The sequence below is a fragment of the Streptomyces sp. NPDC092370 genome (assembly GCF_044755265.1).
Taxonomy (GTDB): domain Bacteria; phylum Actinomycetota; class Actinomycetes; order Streptomycetales; family Streptomycetaceae; genus Streptomyces.
This window is the reverse complement of record NZ_JBIVQO010000015.1, coordinates 101,605-120,514: the sequence shown is the minus strand read 5'-3', so window position 1 is coordinate 120,514 and position 18,910 is coordinate 101,605. Positions and strand designations below refer to the sequence as shown.

Below are 18,910 nucleotides of genomic sequence, written 5' to 3'. Positions count from 1 at the left end.
CCCGTGCCGTGCGAACATCTTCAGGTCGACGCGGTGCGCAGCGCCGGGAATCTCCCGGACCGCCCGTGCGTTGCAGACAATGAACGGCTTCCCAGCTACGTAAGGATCCAATGACCTCCTCTTCTTCCTTTTCCCAGGACACCAAGCGCTTCGCGCACAGCCACCCCGAGGGTCTTCGGGCCGATGCCCTGATGGAAGAGGACGTCGCCTGGAGCCACGAGATCGACGGAGAGCGGGACGGCGACCAGTTCGACCGCTCCGACCGCGCGGCTCTGCGCCGCGTGGTGGGCCTGTCCACCGAGCTCGAGGACGTCACCGAGGTCGAGTACCGCCAGCTCCGTCTGGAGCGGGTCGTCCTCGTCGGTGTATGGACCTCGGGAACCGTGCAGGACGCGGAGAACTCCCTCGCGGAGCTCGCCGCCCTCGCGGAGACGGCCGGCGCGATGGTGCTCGACGGTGTCACCCAGCGCCGCGACAAGCCCGACGCGGCCACCTACATCGGCTCCGGCAAGGCCGAGGAGCTGCGCGAGATCGTCATCGAGACGGGCGCGGACACCGTCATCTGTGACGGTGAGCTCAGCCCGGGCCAGCTCATCCACCTCGAGGACGTCGTCAAGGTCAAGGTCATCGACCGGACGGCCCTGATCCTGGACATCTTCGCCCAGCATGCCAAGTCCCGAGAGGGCAAGGCGCAGGTCGCACTCGCGCAGATGCAGTACATGCTGCCGCGACTGCGCGGCTGGGGTCAGTCGCTGTCCCGGCAGATGGGCGGCGGCAAGGGCGGCGGCCTCGCCACCCGTGGTCCCGGTGAGACCAAGATCGAGACGGACCGGCGCCGGATCCGCGAGAAGATGGCGAAGATGCGCCGGGAGATCGCGGAGATGAAGACCGGCCGCGAGATCAAGCGCCAGGAGCGCAAGCGCCACAAGGTGCCGTCCGTGGCCATCGCGGGCTACACCAACGCCGGCAAGTCCTCGCTGCTCAACCGCCTCACGGGCGCGGGAGTGCTGGTGGAGAATGCCCTGTTCGCGACCCTCGACCCGACCGTGCGCCGGGCCGAGACACCGAGCGGACGGCTGTACACGCTGGCCGACACGGTCGGGTTTGTACGCCACCTGCCCCACCACCTGGTCGAGGCGTTCCGCTCCACCATGGAGGAGGTCGGCGAGTCCGACCTGATCCTGCACGTGGTGGACGGTTCGCACCCGTTCCCCGAGGAGCAGCTGGCCGCCGTGCGCGAGGTGATCAGGGACGTCGGCGCCAACGGTGTACCCGAGATCGTCGTGATCAACAAGGCCGACGCGGCCGACCCGCTCACCCTCCAGCGGCTGCTGCGCGTCGAGAAGCGGTCCCTGGCCGTCTCGGCCCGCACCGGCCAGGGCATCGAGGAGCTGCTCGCGCTCATCGACAACGAGCTGCCCCGTCCGTCGGTCGAGATCGAGGCGCTCGTGCCGTACACGCACGGCAAGCTGGTCGCCCGTGCCCATGACGAGGGCGAGGTGATCTCCGAGGAGCACACCCCGGAGGGCACCCTGCTCAAGGTGCGGGTGCACGAGGAGCTGGCGGCGGAACTCACGCCGCACGTTCCGGCGCCGGCGCTCTGAGCCTGGCCTGAGCGTGCGTCTCGTGTGACGCGAGAAGGCCCGCCCCCTGCCACGGGGAGCGGGCCTTCAGCATGTGCGGGTCCGAACCGCCCTGGACCACTGATTCGAGGTCGAAACCCAGTTCGTCCGAGGTCCGCGGCGGCTCTTGCCGCGTGCGCATGCCATGGATGCGCGGGCGCGCCGATGCCCCCGCGACATCCCAGTGTGCCCGCGGAGTCGAGGGCTCACCGGGTGGGGCGGTGAAGGTTCCGAGGGGTGCGCCGGGTGCGCCACCCCACCGACGCCGCTGTTCAGCCGGCCGTCACCGACCGGCGAACTTCTCGCTGACCGAGTCGTACACGCCCCTGGCCACATCGCCCAGACGAGGCCCGGCCAGCCAGCCCGACCTCACCGGGCCGATCGAGGTGTTGGACACCAGCGCCGGGTTGCCGTCCGCACCCGTCGCCACCCAGCCACCGCCGGACGATCCACCGGTCATGGTGCAGCCGATGCGGTACATGGTGGGATCCGACGCGGTGACCGACAGCCGTCCGGGCCGGTCCTGGCACCGGTACAGCCTCTGCCCGTCGTAGGGCCGCGCGGCCGGGTAGCCGATCGCCGTGACGCTCTTCACCTGCGGCACCGCGGGCGCCTTGAAGTCGACCGGCAGCGCGGAACCGACGATCTCCTCCAGCGACTTGCCGCCGCTGCCCTGCTCCGGCGTCACATGGATGACCGCGAAGTCGTACGACGCGCCGTCGCCGCCCGTCGAACCGCCCTGCTCGATCCACTGGTCCGAGGTCTGCGCCCAGTCGCCCCACCAGACGCCGTAGGGAGCGACGTCCTCGCGGGTGGCGTTCTCCAGCGCCTCCACCGGCTTTCCGTCGTCGTTGTACGACGGCACGAACGCGATGTTGCGGTACCAGCCGCCCTTCTTGCCCGCGTGCACGCAATGACCCGCCGTCCACACCAGGTTGGACTTGCCCGGGTGTGCCGGGTCCTTCACCACGGTCGCCGAGCAGACGGCCGAACCCTCGGGGGAGTCGAAGAACACCTTCCCGGCCGTGGGGGCGTTGGCGTGGTACGACGGCGTCACGGCCTGAGCCTGGACCGGCTCCGGCGCCGGGTCGGTCACGCCCTGGTCACCGGAGAGGTCGCCCGCGTCGACACCCTGGTCGGGCTCCTCGGCCTCCCGCATGCGGTCCGGGTTCCAGAGCCCCTCGATGATCGGGTTGATGTATTCGTTGGCCTCGCGCAGCCAGTCGTCCCTGTCCCAGTTCTTCCAGGCGCCGTTCTTCCACTGGTCGATGTCGATCCCGTGCTCGCGGAGCCGGTCCCTGATGTCGGCCGGGATCCTGAGCTTGCCGTCGTCGGAGGCCGTGGCGGACGCGGAGGCCTCACCGTCCGCCGTGGCGTCGCCGGAATCACAGGCCGTGGCGGTCAGCGCGAGCACCGAGGCGAGGGCCACGGCGGCCAGTACGGGGGAGTTCCTGCGGCGCGCACTCCCCTCTCGACTGGCGGTGGACGACGGCCGTGTGGATCGCATGATCTGACTCCCCCTGATGTGGAACGAATGTGGACAAACCAGCGCATGAGTCCCGATTCCCGCTGTCGCGCGGGAGGTTCGGGCCGCCTCACGGTGTCCGGGAACGGCACCACACACTATGCGGTGGCTGTGGGGCCGCTCCGACGGATCCGCAACGGTTCCGTTACGGAAAGGATCTTGAGGCAACCCGTAACCCGGTAAGTGATCCGCGGTTGGTAGCGGTGGGGGGCCTGCTGTCTGTGCGCGGTCTCCTGTGCCCGTGCCCAGTGGAAGGTCAGGGAAGTCGTGGCGGAATCCACCCATGGGAGTTGTGTGTCAGAGGAGGCCGCTGTGGGGCGTACGCAGGTGAAATCCCCCGGTGGGGCCGGTGACGCCGTGGCCGCTGCGCTCCCCGCGGCACGCGCGGCGCACGAGGGAGTCCCGCGCCGCCAAGCCGCACGCGAATCCGCCGCCCGGACCTACGCCCGCGCCCTGCCGATCGTGCCGGTGCGGGCCCGGGGACTGACCATCGAGGGCGCGGACGGCCGCCGCTATCTGGACTGTCTCTCCGGTGCCGGCACACTCGCCCTCGGTCACAACCACCCGGTCGTTCTGGAAGCCATCCGCAAGGTCCTCGACTCCGGCGCACCCCTGAGCGCTCTCGACCTGTCGACACCCGTCAAAGACGCCTTCCTCGCCGAACTGTTCCGCACCCTGCCGCCGGGACTCGCCGACCGGGCGCGCGTACGGTTCTGCGGACCGGCCGACAGCGAAGCCGTCGGAACCGCCTTGGCGTTGGTCCGCGCGGCGACCGGGCGGAGCGGTCTCCTGACCTTCACGGGCGCCGGTCCCGGAAGGACCACCGGGGCTCCCGAGGCCGCGTCCGTGCACACCCGTGACGCATGGGCCACCCGCCTGCCCTATCCGCAGGACTACCGCTGCCCCTTCGGTATCGGAGGCGAGTACGGCGCCGAGCTCGCCGCCCGTTGGACCGAATCCCTCCTCGGCGACCCCGAGGCCGCAGTGCCGTTGCCCGCCGGGATGATCGTCGAGCCCGTCGAGTACGAGGGCGGAGTGATCCCCGCACCGGACACCTGGCTGCGGCGCATGCGACAGATCACCGCCGACCGGTCCATCCCCCTGATCGCCGACGAGATCCAGACGGGCGTGGGCCGGACCGGCGCCTCCTGGGCGGTGGAGCACAGCGGTGTGACCCCCGACGTGATGATCCTCTCCAAAGCCATCGGCGGCAGTCTGCCACTGTCCGTCGTGGTCTACCGCGACGACCTCGACACCGGGGAAGCGGCCGTCCCCGCGGACACCTACCAGGGCAATCAACTCGCCATGGCTGCCGGCACGGCGACTCTCGCCCATGTCCGCGAGAACGCCCTCGCCGGACGGGCGGCGACCCTGGGGACGCGCATGCTGGGACAACTCCATGGCCTCGTGCACGAGTTCACATGCGTGGGGGACGTGCGGGGGAGGGGGCTGATGATCGGGCTTGAGCTGGTGGATCCGGAGCGGCAGCCCGAAGGGGCATGCGCGGATGCGGCCGCGGGAGGCGCGGGGGCGTCGGTGATGCCGGGCAGCGCACCACTGGCCCCTCCCGCGGCCCCCGGATTCGCCGCCGCGGTCCAGCAGGAGTGCCTGCGGCGCGGCCTCATCGTCGGGCTCGGAGGACGTCACGCGAGCGTCGTGCAACTGCTGCCTCCCCTGACCATCACCGATGAACAAGCGGCCGCCGTACTGGACCGCCTGGCCGACGCGGTCCGCGCGGTCGCCCGCTGTCGCGGGGGTGGCACGGCAGCCGCACGGTGAGCCTCTCCGGCAGAGCAGTCCAGGCCCGCCGGAACGCTGCCCGCCCACACTCCTTTGCGCCCAGGCCAGGCCACCTGACCACCGGCTTCGCCTGCCTGTGAGGCACCCAGGTGCCTGGGCGTCGCGAGCCCGCACGTCACCTCTTCACACCCCCGGCCACCGGGTGAAGTCCCCCGGCTCGCACCTCCCACCCGCATGATCACCCCCCACGAGGACCTGCCTTGAACGCCACCACCCCCCACCCCGACGACCACGCACCGACGCCGGGACGAGGCTCCCTCGGCGCCCGGACCACCCCGGGGACACCGCCACACCCGGGTGTCCCTCGCCACCGGCCGGCGACGCGACCGGCCGGGAGACCGCTTGCGGGCCAGGGCACCGACCCTCTGGAACACGCTGATCCGCACACCTTCGCCCAAGCCGCCGGAGTGGAGAACCTGCTCCGCTGCTGGGCGCGTGAGACCGACCAGCCCGCCCCGGTCGACGGCGTCCTCCACATCCCCTTTCCCGCCAGCGACACGGCGCTCCTCGCCCCGGTCCGCTACTGGTCCCCGACGGGTTGGCACCGCTTCGGCCCTCCTCGTCTCGCCGGTGCCCCCGCGTACGCCCCACCGGCCGACCCCGTCACGATCGCCGCCCTGCTCGCCAGGGAGACGTCCGCAGGCGGCTCTCCCGCCAAGGACACTCTCGGCTCCCCCGGCGCCGATGGCCCTCACGGCGCGGAACTCGTCGCGGATGTCGCCGACTCGCTGCGACGTATCGCCCGCTTCGTCATCAACCGCCGGGAACGCCCAAGCTGCAGCCACGACTTCTTCCTCTCCGCGGAACAGGCACTCGTCCTCGGGCATCCCCTGCACCCCGCCCCGAAGAGCCGTGAGGGTCTCTCCGACGCCGAAGCACTGCTGTACTCGCCCGAGTCACGCGGGTCCTTCCCCCTGCACTGGATGGCTGTCGCGCCCTCCGTCCTCGCCACCGACTCCTCCTGGACCGAACGCGGCCGCCCTGTCGACGCACCCCGGCTCACCGCCCGCCTGGCCGGGGCCGGACCGGCGCGGCCGGACGGGTACGCCCTGCTGCCCCTGCACCCCTGGCAGGCCCACGAGATCCGACACCGCCCGGAGGCCGCTGCCCTGCTCGACAGCGGACTGCTCCATGACCTCGGCACCCATGGCACTCCCTGGCACCCCACCTCCTCCGTACGCACCGTCTACCGCGCCCATGCCCCCGCGATGCTCAAGCTCTCGCTGGGCCTTCGCATCACCAACTCCCGCCGCGAGCACCTCCGTAAGGAGCTCCACCGTGGTGTGGAGGTCCACCGTCTGCTCCGCAGTGGTCTCGCCCGGCAGTGGCGGGCCGTGCACCCGGGCTTCGACATCGTCAGGGACCCGGCGTGGCTCGCCGTCGACACCCAGGGCGGCGACCCGATGCCCGGACTGGACGTGGTGATCCGCCACAACCCGTTCAGCCCTTCGGACGATGTCTCCTGCGTCGCCGGACTTGTCTCGCTGCGGCCGTGCTCACCGGCCACGCCGGAGGACGCGCCGGGGCGTCCTGTTCGGCACGGTCCGAGCCTGAGGTCCCGGCTGGCCGAGGTGGTCACGTGTCTTGCCCGCCGCACCGGCCGACCCCGCGGCGTCGTCGCCGCCGAGTGGTTTCTGCGCTACCTCGAGCACGTCGTACGCCCCGTCCTGTGGCTGGACGGTGAGGCGGGCATCGCCCTGGAAGCGCACCAGCAGAACACCCTGCTTCTGCTGGACCGGGACGGCTGGCCCACCGGCGGCCGCTACCGGGACAACCAGGGGTACTACTTCCGCGAGTCCCGGCGGGCGGACCTCGATGCCCGGCTGCCCGGCATCGGTGAGCAAAGCGATACGTTCGTCAGCGACGAGGTCACCGACGAGCGGCTCGTGTACTACCTGGCGGTCAACAACGTGCTCGGCCTGATCGGAGCGTTCGGTTCCCAGGGGTTGGCCGATGAGCGGCTGCTGCTCGCCGCCTTCCGGCGCTTCCTCGGAAACGTCGCCTCCGGTCCGGCCCGGTTGCGCACCTCGCTGCCCGCGCGGCTGCTCGACTCACCCGTCCTGCGCTGCAAGGCCAACCTGTTGACCCGTCTGAACGGCCTCGACGAACTCGTCGGCCCGGTCGACACCCAGTCCGTCTACGTCACCATCGCCAACCCCCTGCGCTGCTGATCACTCTGCTCGTCCCCTGGGTCCACGACTGGCCTCCTCCATCCCTGAGGACATGCCACCCCCTTTTCCGAGAGGAGCGTCGGTGCCTCCTGCCGCCCCGATCGCCGAGCGCGGATCCTCCGCCTCCGTCATGGCCGACGTGACCTCCGGCGCCGCGTCGCGCACCGCCTCCGACGCCAGGCCGAGCGCCGAATGCAAGGCTGAGCCAGGGGCCTGGGCCGGTGTCGGTACGCAGTCCGGCGCATACGCCCGAATCGCCTCAGGCACCGGCCCGGGTGGCCTCGCCGCTGCCGGCGCCTTTGACCGTGTCGACTCCCGCGGCGGAACCCACGCGGATCGCGGTGAGCGGCCCGAGGCGGGCGGGCACGGCGAGAACACCCTGGATCCGAGGCTCCCGGACGAGCGCATCGCTCTCGCCGCGGAAGACCCGCTCGACGGCCACGCGGCCCCTGGGCGGGACGAGCGCACGACACAGCTCCCTGTCCCCACCGCCGCGACCCGTGACCGGTGCCGACCCTCCTTCGTCCCGCGGCACGAGGATCTCCTCGACCGCGTCGCCGACTGGGGCCCGGCCGACACACCAGCGGGCGTGTTCCACCTCGTCCCCGCACGCCTCGGACGCGACCTCCCGCTCATCAGCCGCTGGATGAACGACCCCGCCGCCGCGGCCTTCTGGGAGCTGTCCGGACCGCAGTCCGTGACCGAGGGCCATCTGCGCGCCCAGCTCGCCGGTGACGGGCGCAGCGTGCCGTGCGTCGGTCTGCTGGACGGAGCGCCGATGAGCTATTGGGAGATCTACCGGGCGGATCTGGATCCGCTGGCCCGTCACTATCCCGCCCGGCCTCACGACACGGGAATCCACGTCCTGGTCGGACCGGTCGCCGACCGCGGACGCGGTCTCGGGGGTCTGCTGCTGCGGACCGTGGCCGATCTCGTTCTCGCGCAGCGCCCCTCCTGCGCACGCGTCATCGCCGAACCCGACATGCGTAACACCCCCTCCATCGCCGCTTTCCTGACCGCCGGCTTCCGGTTCTCCGCCGAGGTCGACCTGCCTGCCAAGCGGGCCGGCCTCATGGTGCGAGACCGGTCTCTCCAGCACGTGTTGTAGCGCTAGGTGATCGTGCCGTCACTGATGGAACGCGGCCTCTGCCTCAGCAGTTCCCACCCGCCATCCCCACTTCTTCCGGCAGTTCCGCCACGGCCTCGCCCAGGCGGCAGTCCGCCCCGCCACCCACCCCGCCGAGGAGCGCAGGTCTTGATCCCGTCGCCCGCCCCCGCCTTGATCGCCCGTTTGTCAGTGCGGGGTCGTAGGGTGGTCGCGCTATGACGAAGCACTCACTCCCCGAACTCCTGCATGCTGCCGTCGCTGCCGTCGGCGGTACGGAGCGCCCCGGTCAGGTGGCCATGGCCGAAGCCGTCGAGGAAGCGATCGACGACGGCTCCCACCTGCTGGTCCAGGCCGGCACCGGTACCGGCAAGTCGCTGGGCTACCTGGTGCCCGCGCTCGCGCACGGGGAGCGAGTGGTCGTCGCGACCGCCACCCTGGCTCTGCAGCGCCAGCTGGTGGAGCGCGACCTGCCGAGAACGGTCGAGTCACTGCACCCGCTGCTGCGCCGCCGCCCGGAGTTCGCGATGCTCAAGGGCCGGTCGAACTATCTCTGTCTGCACCGGCTGCACGAAGGTGTCCCGCAGGACGAGGAAGAGGGTCTCTTCGATCAGTTCGAGGCCGCCGCACCCACCAGCAAGCTGGGTCAGGACCTGCTGCGGGTGCGCGACTGGGCCGACGAGACCGAGACCGGCGACCGTGACGACCTCACTCCCGGCATCTCGGACCGCGCCTGGGCCCAGGTGTCGGTGTCGTCGAGGGAATGCCTGGGCGCCTCGAAGTGCGCGTACGGTGCGGAGTGCTTCGCCGAGATGGCCCGCGAGCGGGCCAAGCTCGCCGAGGTCGTCGTCACCAACCATGCGCTGCTCGCGATCGACGCCATCGAGGGCGCCCCGGTTCTCCCGCAGCACGAGGTGCTGATCGTCGACGAGGCGCACGAACTGGTCTCCCGGGTCACCGGAGTCGCCACGGGCGAACTCACCCCCGGTCAGGTCAATCGCGCGGTGCGCCGAGCCGCGAAACTCGTCAACGAAAAGGCCGCGGACCAGCTCCAGACCGCCGCCGAGGGTTTCGAGCGATTGATGGAGCTGGCGCTGCCGGGCCGCCTCGAGGAGATCCCGGAGGATCTCGGGTACGCCCTCATGGCGCTGCGTGACGCGTGCCGCACCGTCATCTCCGCGATCGGGACGACCCGCGACAAGGCCGTCCAGGACGAGGACGCCGTCCGCAAGCAGGCCCTCGCCTCCGTGGAGAACGTGCACGACGTGGCGGAGCGGATCACGAACGGCTCCGAGTGGGACGTGGTCTGGTACGAGCGCCACGACCGCTTCGGAGCCTCCCTGCGCGTCGCCCCCATGTCCGTCTCCGGGCTGTTGCGGGAGAAGCTCTTCGCGGACCGTTCGGTGATCCTGACGTCCGCGACACTGAAGCTGGGCGGCGACTTCAACGGCGTGGGCGCCTCCCTGGGTCTTGCCCCCGAGGGCACCGAGGGCGACGACGTCCCGAAGTGGAAGGGCATCGACGTCGGCTCACCCTTCGACTACCGCAAGCAGGGCATCCTCTATGTCGCCAAGCACCTGGCCCGCCCGGCGCGGGACGGCGACCGCGCCGACATGCTGGACGAGCTCACGGAGCTGATCCAGGCGGCGGGCGGCCGCACCCTCGGCCTGTTCTCGTCGATGCGGGGCGCCCAGTTGGCCGCCGAGGAGCTGCGGTCGCGGATCCCCGAGTTCCCGATCCTCCTCCAGGGCGAGGAGACGCTGGGCGAGCTCATCAAGAACTTCTCCGCCGACCCGAAGACGTGTCTCTTCGGCACCCTGTCGCTCTGGCAGGGCGTGGATGTCCCGGGAGCCAGCTGCCAGCTGGTCGTCATGGACAAGATCCCGTTCCCGCGCCCGGACGACCCCCTGATGAGTGCCCGGCAGAAGGCTGTCGAGGACGCGGGCGGCAATGGCTTCATGGCGGTTGCCGCCACGCACGCCGCGCTCCTCATGGCCCAGGGCGCCGGCCGCCTCGTGAGGGCGTCGGGTGACCGCGGTGTGGTCGCCGTACTGGACCAGCGTCTGGCGACGGCCCGGTACGGCAGCTATCTGAAGGCATCACTGCCCGACTTCTGGTTCACCACGGACCGCAACCAGGTGCGCAAGTCGCTGGCGGCGATCGACGCGGTCGCCAGGCAGACGGAGGACGGATGAGGTGCGGGGGCGGCTTGCGGAGCATGGGATAGACGCCGCCCCCGTGCCTGCGTCGCCACCTCGGCTGACGGGTCCGGCACCCGTCCCACGACAGCACAGGGCCCCGGAACCGGCGCAGGGGTTCCGGGGCCCGGTCTGGGGGCGGCCTCGCGGGCCGGCCCGACGCGGCGCGCGCTGTCAGACGCGCCGCAGGACGGCCACCACCTTGCCGAGGATGGTCGCGTCGTCGCCGGGGATGGGTTCGTAGGCCGCGTTGTGCGGCAGGAGCCAGACGTGCCCGTCCTCGCGCTTGAAGCGCTTGACGGTGGCTTCGCCGTCGAGCATCGCGGCCACGATGTCGCCGTTCTCGGCGACCGGCTGGCGACGCACCGTGACCCAGTCGCCGTCGCAGATGGCGGCCTCGATCATCGAGTCACCGACGACCTTCAGGACGAACAACTCACCGTCGCCCACGAGCTGGCGGGGGAGGGGGAAGACGTCCTCGACGGATTCCTCGGCGAGGATCGGGCCGCCGGCGGCGATCCGCCCCACCAGCGGCACGTACGAGGCGGCCGGCTTGCCCGCGGTGTCCGTGGGCTGCACCGACGCCGCCTGGTCGGACCCGCGCACCTCGTAGGCGCGCGGGCGGTGCGGGTCACGGCGCAGGAAGCCCTTGCGCTCCAACGCCATCAGCTGGTGTGCGACGGAGGAGGTGCTGGAGAGGCCGACGGCCTGACCGATCTCCCGCATGGACGGCGGGTAGCCGCGTCGCTGCACGGAGTCCCTGATGACCTCGATCACGCGGCGCTGGCGATCGGTGAGTCCCGAGCTGTCCGCCCGGATGCCCGGAGGTCGGCCCGGCAGGGAGCGCTTGTGCCCCTCAGGGTTCGTGGCTTCGTTCATCGCATGCACCGGCTCCAGTCGGCCCTGGGAGCGGTCCTGGGCAGTAATGGCGGCACTGTCTGCGGTGGTGGTCACGTCGGCCCCTCTCGATGGTCTCCCTGCTGGACAACGGTAGTTGCTTTCGAAAGGTTGCGCCAAACACACGTTCGAGTGAAAAAACGCGAATCGCCGGACGCGCTCATGTGTCCGGGTGTATTGGCGGCCGTGCCACCTGGCGGGCAAAAGGGTCCATTGCTGTACTCTTCACCGCCGGGGTGATCGCTCGTGGACTGGTGCCCCAGTCTGCCATCCGGCATTCCCTTGGCCCGGGATCAGTCCCCATCTGTGCGGGAGTCCCACCTCCCCTCCTCGCGGCGCCCACGGTATCTCCGCATGTGCCGCGGCGATACGGCTGTGCCGAAACGGATCCGGCCGTGTCCCCGGGGAAGCCGTTCGCGGCGGTGCCGCACGGGTGCGCGGTACCGGTGCGGCTCGGCTCGTCGTGCGCCACCTGCCTTTACGCGCGCGACACGCGCTGACCGCCTGGATGTATGAGCCAATCCCCACATCTAGTGGTTGGATTGCATCAGTGGCCCAGAAGTTGTGGTCCCCCGGGTCTTGAGGCTCATGGTCATCGCCTATGCTTGGGGCTGCTTGGTGGGGCGCAAGAGGCCCCGCGAGGCTATTGAGTCTGCTGTGAGGAGGGTTGGGAGTTCATGCACTGCCCCTTCTGCAGGCACCCCGACAGCCGTGTCGTCGACAGCCGTACGACCGACGACGGCACGTCGATCCGCAGGCGCCGCCAGTGTCCTGACTGCTCCCGTCGTTTCACGACCGTGGAGACGTGCTCGCTCATGGTGGTGAAGCGGTCCGGAGTCACCGAGCCCTTCAGTCGCACGAAGATCATCAATGGTGTGCGCAAGGCGTGCCAGGGGCGGCCCGTCACCGAGGACGCGCTGGCTCAGCTCGGCCAGCGGGTCGAGGAGGCGGTGCGAGCCACCGGAAGCGCCGAGCTGACCACCCACGACGTGGGGCTGGCCATACTCGGCCCGTTGCAGGAGCTCGATCTCGTCGCCTACCTGCGGTTCGCCTCGGTCTATCGGGCCTTCGACTCGCTCGACGACTTCGAGGCGGCCATCGAGGAGCTCAGGGCGCAGACGGGACACCCCGACGCGGATGACGGAGGCCGTGAGGACGCGGCTGCGGGGAGCCAGGAAGACGAACGCGGGCGCGGAGGGACGGACCACGTCCCCGAGCCCGCAGGCGCCACCGACTGACAGACGGGCCGGATCCGGAAGGCAGCTCCGGGCCGGCCGGGCGGCGGCCATGCAAAGACCCGTTGCGGGTGACGTGAGTGGGTGCCCGCAACACCAGACAGAACACCGTGCCACGGGAACAACGGGGCACTTCAGGGCGTTTTCGCCCGTACCAGGGAGGCGGCATGACAGAGACGGCGAGCGGTCCGGCACGGAGTTCCCGCGCCAAGAGCGCCAAGGCGAGCAAGGGCCTGCGTATCGAGCGCATCCACACCACGCCTGGGGTTCACCCCTATGACGAGGTGGCCTGGGAGCGCCGTGACGTCGTCATGACCAACTGGCGCGACGGCTCGGTCAACTTCGAGCAGCGTGGCGTCGAGTTCCCCGACTTCTGGTCGGTGAACGCGGTCAACATCGTCACCAGCAAGTACTTCCGCGGTGCCGTCGGCACCCCGCAGCGCGAGGTGAGCCTCAAGCAGCTCATCGACCGCATCGTGAAGACGTACCGGAAGGCCGGCGAGGACTACAAGTACTTCGCCTCGCCCGCCGACGCCGAGATCTTCGAGCACGAGCTCGCGTACGCCCTCCTGCACCAGATCTTCAGCTTCAACAGCCCCGTCTGGTTCAACGTCGGCACGCCCCAGCCGCAGCAGGTCTCCGCCTGCTTCATCCTGTCCGTCGACGACTCCATGGAGTCGATCCTCGACTGGTACAAGGAAGAGGGCATGATCTTCAAGGGCGGCTCCGGCGCCGGTCTGAACCTCTCCCGGATCCGCTCCTCCAAGGAGCTGCTCTCCTCCGGCGGCAACGCCTCCGGCCCGGTCTCCTTCATGCGCGGCGCCGACGCCTCCGCAGGAACGATCAAGTCCGGTGGCGCCACCCGCCGCGCCGCCAAGATGGTCATCCTCGACGTCGACCACCCGGACATCGAGGACTTCATCGAGACCAAGGTGAAGGAAGAGGAGAAGATCCGCGCCCTGCGCGACGCGGGCTTCGACATGGACCTGGGCGGCGACGACATCACGTCCGTCCAGTACCAGAACGCCAACAACTCGGTCCGTGTGAACGACACGTTCATGAAGGCCGTCGAGCAGGGCGGCACGTTCGGCCTGACGTCCCGCATGACCGGTGAGGTCATCGAAGAGGTCGACGCCAAGTCGCTGTTCCGCAAGATGGCCGAGGCCGCCTGGGCGTGTGCCGACCCCGGCATCCAGTACGACGACACCATCAACCACTGGCACACCTGCCCGGAGTCCGGCCGTATCAACGGCTCGAACCCCTGCAGCGAGTACATGCACCTGGACAACACGTCCTGCAACCTCGCCTCGCTGAACCTGATGAAGTTCCTGAAGGACGACGGCAAGGGCAACCAGTCCTTCGCGGTCGAGCGCTTCGCCAAGGTCGTCGAGCTCGTCATCACCGCGATGGACATCTCCATCTGCTTCGCGGACTTCCCGACCCAGAAGATCGGCGAGAACACGCGCGCGTTCCGTCAGCTCGGCATCGGCTACGCCAACCTCGGGGCCCTGCTGATGGCGACCGGCCACGCGTACGACTCCGACGGCGGCCGTGCTCTGGCCGGCGCCATCACCTCGCTGATGACCGGCACGTCGTACCGGCGCTCCGCCGAACTCGCCGCGGTCGTCGGCCCGTACGACGGCTACGCCCGCAACGCGCAGCCCCACCTGCGGGTCATGAAGCAGCACTCCGACGCCAACACCGAGGCGGTCCGTATGGACGACCTCGACACGCCGATCTGGGCCGCCGCCACGGAGGCCTGGCAGGACGTTCTGCGCCTCGGCGAGAAGAACGGTTTCCGTAACTCGCAGGCGTCTGTCATCGCCCCGACCGGCACCATCGGTCTGGCGATGTCCTGCGACACCACCGGCCTGGAGCCCGACCTCGCCCTGGTCAAGTTCAAGAAGCTGGTCGGCGGCGGCTCGATGCAGATCGTCAACGGCACCGTCCCGCAGGCTCTGCGCCGCCTGGGCTACCAGGAGGAGCAGATCGAGGCGATCGTCGCCCACATCGCCGAGCACGGCAATGTGATCGACGCCCCCGGCCTCAAGCACGAGCACTACGAGGTGTTCGACTGCGCCATGGGCGAGCGTTCCATCTCCGCGATGGGCCACGTCCGCATGATGGCCGCGATCCAGCCGTGGATCTCGGGCGCCCTCTCCAAGACGGTCAACCTGCCGGAGTCGGCGACCGTCGAGGACGTCGAGGAGGTCTACTTCGAGGCCTGGAAGATGGGCGTCAAGGCGCTCGCCATCTACCGCGACAACTGCAAGGTCGGCCAGCCCCTCTCCGCGAAGACCAAGGAGAAGGAGAAGGCCGAGGTCACGGAGAAGGCCGAGGCCACCATCCGTGAGACGGTCGAGAAGGTCGTCGAGTACCGCCCCGTCCGCAAGCGCCTCCCGAAGGGACGTCCCGGCATCACCACGTCCTTCACCGTCGGCGGCGCCGAGGGCTACATGACCGCCAACTCCTACCCGGACGACGGTCTCGGCGAGGTCTTCCTGAAGATGTCCAAGCAGGGCTCGACCCTCGCGGGCATGATGGACGCCTTCTCCATCGCGGTCTCCGTCGGTCTCCAGTACGGCGTGCCGCTGGAGACGTACGTCTCGAAGTTCACCAACATGCGCTTCGAGCCGGCCGGTATGACGGACGACCCGGACGTGCGGATGGCGCAGTCGATCGTCGACTACATCTTCCGTCGCCTGGCGTTGGACTTCCTGCCCTTCGAGACGCGCTCCGCGCTCGGCATCCACTCCGCCGAGGAGCGTCAGCGCCACCTCGAGACCGGTTCCTACGAGCCGTCCGACGACGAGGTCGACGTCGAAGGCCTGGCCCAGTCGGCGCCGCGCGCCCAGGAGCTGAAGGCCGTCGCCACGCCGAAGGCCGAAGTCGAGGCCGCAAAGCCGGCCCCGCAGCAGGCCCACACCAGCGCCGAGCTGGTCGAGATGCAGCTCGGCATCCAGGCCGACGCCCCGCTGTGCTTCTCCTGCGGTACGAAGATGCAGCGCGCCGGTTCCTGCTACATCTGCGAGGGCTGCGGCTCGACCAGCGGTTGCAGCTGAAACTGGGCGGAATTGCATCGAGTGCAACACTCGGCAAACGCTCACCTGACAAGTAATCCCTGATGAGAGGGGCGTCAGCCTCCTGCTGACGCCCCTCCCGCGTAGCGGCTGGCCTGGGGATACACCCGCCGCTGAAGCGCACGCAACAATGTTGCATCCAGCGCAACCGCCCAACAGGTCCCCGGTGAAGGTGATACAGAGGAAAATTCATGGACTATGTAGTCCACGATCTCGGTCGTCAGTCCAAGGGCGCGACCGCAGTCATCAAACTGTCCGGAAGCGCAGCCAATGTGCGTCTGATGGACTCCAGCAACTATCAGAAGTACAAAAGCGGGCGAGGCCACAGGTGTATCGGTGGGCTGGCAAGGACCTCTCCGGTACGTCTTGCGATTCCGAGTAGCGGCCACTGGTACGTGACCGTTGATCTGGTGGGCCTCAAGGGCAAGGTGAGGTCTTCGGCTTCCGTCGAACCGCCCCCGCTGCCCGTGCTCCGCCCGAGCAATGCTGGTTCCCTGGCCGATATCAGGCATGAGCCGCCGCCTTACTCCGCAGGCCGTGGTGAGCCCGTACGAGATGTCTTCATCTCCCATGCCAGTGAAGACAAAGAAGCCGTGGCCCGACCGCTGGCGCAGTATCTGCAAGAAGCCGGCATCTCTGTGTGGCTCGACGTTCTCGAACTGAGGATCGGCGACAGCCTCCGCCGCAAGATCGACCACGGGTTGGCTAACAGCCAGTTCGGCATCGTAATTCTCTCGCGCCACTTCTTCGAGAAGGGGTGGCCCCAGTATGAACTTGACGGCTTGGTGACGAGGTACGTGACGGGGCAACAGAACCTGCTGCCCATCTGGCACAACGTCACCAAGGACGAGGTTATGGCGCAAAGCCCGTCCCTGGCCGACAAGTTGGCGAGAAGCACCGCTCAGTTCACGGTCGAGGAGATCGCCAGCGAGATTGCTGATGTGATTCGAGAGAGCCGAGAGGGCGGTGCTCAGCGTGATGCTGGGTAACTCGAATCTCATACCTGAGAATTCCGGCGGAAAAGCCGCCGGATGGTGATCGGCTGACCCTTCGGAGGGGTCAGACGATCACCGCAGCCAGAACGAGACGTCCTGTACCGCATCCAGGCATGCATGACATCACGTTCTGAGCTGCAACGCAAAGTGGCACGAAAGGAACTGTGATCATGTCCAAGAACCCACGTCAGACAGGTAAGAAGGCCGCGTCGGCCGCAGCCAAGGTCCTGGCCAACCCGAAGTCGACCAAGGCCGAGAAGTCTGCGGCGGCAAGCGCCCTGTCGCAGACGCCGTCCAAGAAGAAGTAACACCTGAAGGTGCCCAGGGCCTGCGTCCTGGGCACCCCAATCCTCAAGGGCACCCCCATGGCAGGCCCAGCGTAACCAACTCAACGATGATGCGTTAGACGCAACATGAGCAGTGGGGTGGGCCTGCCAGGTGCTGCGCACCTGATGCTTGCTGACGGGGTCGTGCATCTGGACCCCGAGACAGCCGTCTTCGAGGCGATGCTGGAGGGGTGGGCCCGGCAGCAGCGGGCCAGGTTTTTGGACTGGGATGGAACGATCAAACCGCGCCTCGCCCTTATCAGGCGATTTGCCGACTTCACCAATGAGTACCCATGGCAATGGCAGCCTGCCGAAGTTGACGCATTCATGAATTCCCTTCGGGATAGGCGACCAACCTTCGCGGCGTCAACTGGGCGGAGCTATCAGAACGCGCTGCGAATGTTCTGCGGTTATGTCACGGATGCTCGTTATGGTTGGCCGGTAAAGTGCTTTGATTCCTTTGGTCAAGCGCCAGTGCAGATTCTGCACGAGTGGAACACCATCGGCCACTCTAGTGAATATGAAGGTGATTCGGAACGGCGCCCCCTCACTTATGACGAGGTGCAAGCCCTATTCGACGCAGCGGATGGACGGGTCGAGGACATCCGAGCCCGTCGCCGCAAGGGCGCTTTGGCAGCCATGAGGGATGCCGTATTACTCAAAACGGTATACGCATACGGGCTGCGTCGGCAGGAGGCTGTGCGCCTAGATCTACATGATCTGAGGAGGAATCCCAAGGCTCCATCGTATGGGCGTTTCGGGGCGATTTTTATTCGCTACGGTAAATCCTCAAAGGGCGGTCCGCCGAAGCGGCGAACCGTGTTCACAGTTCCCGAGTTCGACTGGGTGGTTGAATTGCTGGATCACTACATTGAAGAGATTCGGCCGCTTGCGTCGCCAGGTAAGCGCCCCGCCCTGTGGATTACCGAGCGTCTAAGCCGTATCTCTATGCGCCGACTGGACGAGGCATTCGAAACGGCTCGAACCATGGCAGGGCTGCCTGAAGAGCTAAATCTCCACTGCCTTCGGCATAGCTATGTCACGCATCTCATCGAATTCGATTATCCGGAGCGATTCGTGCAGGATCAGGTGGGTCATGAATATGCTTCCACTACAGCCATCTACTCAGGCGTATCTGACGAATATCGGAATCGGCTAGTTCAGCGATCCCTGAAATCCAGGTACTCCGACCTTTGGGGGACCTCGTCGTGATCAAGAAGATGGGGGTCCGATGGAACCTGCGCCAACTTATGGCGGCTCGCGAGATGTTTCAAACCACGGACTTGGTTCCCTTGCTTGCGGAGAGGGGAATCCACCTCTCTCGCGAGCAGGTATTTCGCCTAGTGACTCAACCACCGCAGCGGTTGTCTATGGATACGTTGGCTGCTCTCTGTGACATCCTTGCATGCACTCCCAACGACCTCATTGGCGTTGAGGTTGTTCATTCGGAGGTACGAAAGGTTTCTGGGGCTGAAGCCAATCCGGCTCCGCAGTTGCGGCGTACCACTATCCGTCGCCCTGACCAACGATGAGCAGCCGCGATCGTCAGCTGTCCGAGAAGCGTTGGCAGCGAGTGCTACAGCATATTTCGTCAACGCTGCCTAGCCTCAGTGAAGAGGGAGCGGCGGAGATCCTTCGGAAGGCTAAAGCGGATCAGGGCATCTCGCTGCGACAGCTAGATGAGCACTTCCTCGAAGTACCAGACGCGCTCGGCTCCGGGGTATCAGACTGTCCCTTAGTTCTGATCAGGCTGGTTGAGGTTCTCGTCAACGCTGGGATTGAAGGCGTCGTGAGGCCCGGTTGTTCTCAGTGTGGTGCGGTGGGTGTAGATCTTTCAAGAAAAGGGACGGGAGGACGTGTCTGTACTCCTTGCAACAATCGCTTAAAGCGGCTGCTCTGCGCACGATGTGGTCGTCTGGAACGCATCGCCGCTCGCTGGGAAGGGGAGCCGGTCTG

The 18,910-nt window shown here is 68.0% G+C and carries 13 protein-coding genes; 11 read left to right on the top strand and 2 right to left on the bottom strand.

All coding sequences use genetic code 11. The features are described from left to right. Nucleotides 1-110 precede the first annotated feature (110 nt). Nucleotides 111-1,604, top strand: a complete 1,494-nt coding sequence (gene hflX / locus ACIQHQ_RS33465; protein ID WP_402619351.1) for a GTPase HflX — start codon at nucleotides 111-113, stop codon at nucleotides 1,602-1,604. Nucleotides 1,605-1,905: 301 nt separating this feature from the next. On the opposite strand, the gene ACIQHQ_RS33460 is transcribed toward hflX, so the two are convergent. After that, on the bottom strand, nucleotides 1,906-3,129 hold the full coding sequence (locus ACIQHQ_RS33460) for a trypsin-like serine peptidase (RefSeq protein ID WP_402619348.1): 1,224 nt from the start codon (nucleotides 3,127-3,129) through the stop codon (nucleotides 1,906-1,908). A gap of 330 nt (nucleotides 3,130-3,459) precedes the next feature. Here ACIQHQ_RS33460 and ACIQHQ_RS33455 point away from each other — a divergent pair, with 330 nt between their 5' ends. The 4 genes from ACIQHQ_RS33455 (at nucleotide 3,460) to ACIQHQ_RS33440 (ending at nucleotide 10,418) form a co-directional block, all read left to right on the top strand. Beyond that, a complete protein-coding gene (locus ACIQHQ_RS33455) occupies nucleotides 3,460-4,926 on the top strand; it encodes an aminotransferase class III-fold pyridoxal phosphate-dependent enzyme (protein ID WP_402619345.1) in 1,467 nt (488 codons plus the stop codon). Between the two features lie 221 nt (nucleotides 4,927-5,147). Next, nucleotides 5,148-7,118 (top strand): IucA/IucC family protein, encoded by a 1,971-nt coding sequence (locus ACIQHQ_RS33450; protein ID WP_402619342.1) that lies wholly within the window; start codon nucleotides 5,148-5,150, stop codon nucleotides 7,116-7,118. Between the two features lie 130 nt (nucleotides 7,119-7,248). Continuing rightward, a complete protein-coding gene (locus tag ACIQHQ_RS33445) occupies nucleotides 7,249-8,226 on the top strand; it encodes a GNAT family N-acetyltransferase (protein ID WP_402619484.1) in 978 nt (325 codons plus the stop codon). A 215-nt stretch (nucleotides 8,227-8,441) separates the two neighbouring features. Further along, nucleotides 8,442-10,418 carry an ATP-dependent DNA helicase gene (locus ACIQHQ_RS33440; protein WP_402619339.1) on the top strand — a complete coding sequence of 659 codons (1,977 nt, stop codon included), beginning with the start codon at nucleotides 8,442-8,444 and terminating at the stop codon, nucleotides 10,416-10,418. 177 nt (nucleotides 10,419-10,595) lie between these two features. Here ACIQHQ_RS33440 and lexA read toward each other — a convergent pair whose 3' ends face one another. Next, the gene (gene lexA, locus ACIQHQ_RS33435; RefSeq protein ID WP_030845416.1) at nucleotides 10,596-11,375 is read right to left on the bottom strand and encodes a transcriptional repressor LexA; all 780 of its coding nucleotides are present in this window, start codon (nucleotides 11,373-11,375) and stop codon (nucleotides 10,596-10,598) included. A 620-nt stretch (nucleotides 11,376-11,995) separates the two neighbouring features. Here lexA and nrdR point away from each other — a divergent pair. The 6 genes from nrdR to ACIQHQ_RS33405 all read left to right on the top strand — a co-directional run bounded on the left by nrdR (nucleotide 11,996) and on the right by ACIQHQ_RS33405 (nucleotide 18,486). Beyond that, entirely contained in the window at nucleotides 11,996-12,556 is a 561-nt protein-coding gene (nrdR, locus tag ACIQHQ_RS33430) for a transcriptional regulator NrdR (RefSeq protein WP_402619335.1), read from the top strand. A gap of 164 nt (nucleotides 12,557-12,720) precedes the next feature. Then, on the top strand, nucleotides 12,721-15,615 hold the full coding sequence (locus ACIQHQ_RS33425; protein WP_402619332.1) for a vitamin B12-dependent ribonucleotide reductase: 2,895 nt from the start codon (nucleotides 12,721-12,723) through the stop codon (nucleotides 15,613-15,615). A gap of 209 nt (nucleotides 15,616-15,824) precedes the next feature. After that, the gene (locus ACIQHQ_RS33420) at nucleotides 15,825-16,622 is read left to right on the top strand and encodes a DUF1883 domain-containing protein (protein ID WP_402619329.1); all 798 of its coding nucleotides are present in this window, start codon (nucleotides 15,825-15,827) and stop codon (nucleotides 16,620-16,622) included. 176 nt (nucleotides 16,623-16,798) lie between these two features. Next, entirely contained in the window at nucleotides 16,799-16,936 is a 138-nt protein-coding gene (locus ACIQHQ_RS33415) for a hypothetical protein (RefSeq protein ID WP_329268144.1), read from the top strand. A 105-nt stretch (nucleotides 16,937-17,041) separates the two neighbouring features. Beyond that, nucleotides 17,042-18,166, top strand: coding sequence for a tyrosine-type recombinase/integrase (locus tag ACIQHQ_RS33410; protein WP_402619326.1), 1,125 nt, complete (start codon nucleotides 17,042-17,044; stop codon nucleotides 18,164-18,166). Further along, nucleotides 18,163-18,486, top strand: a complete 324-nt coding sequence (locus ACIQHQ_RS33405) for a helix-turn-helix domain-containing protein (protein ID WP_402619323.1) — start codon at nucleotides 18,163-18,165, stop codon at nucleotides 18,484-18,486. Before ACIQHQ_RS33410 ends, ACIQHQ_RS33405 begins: the two co-directional genes overlap by 4 nt. Nucleotides 18,487-18,910: the final 424 nt, after the last annotated feature.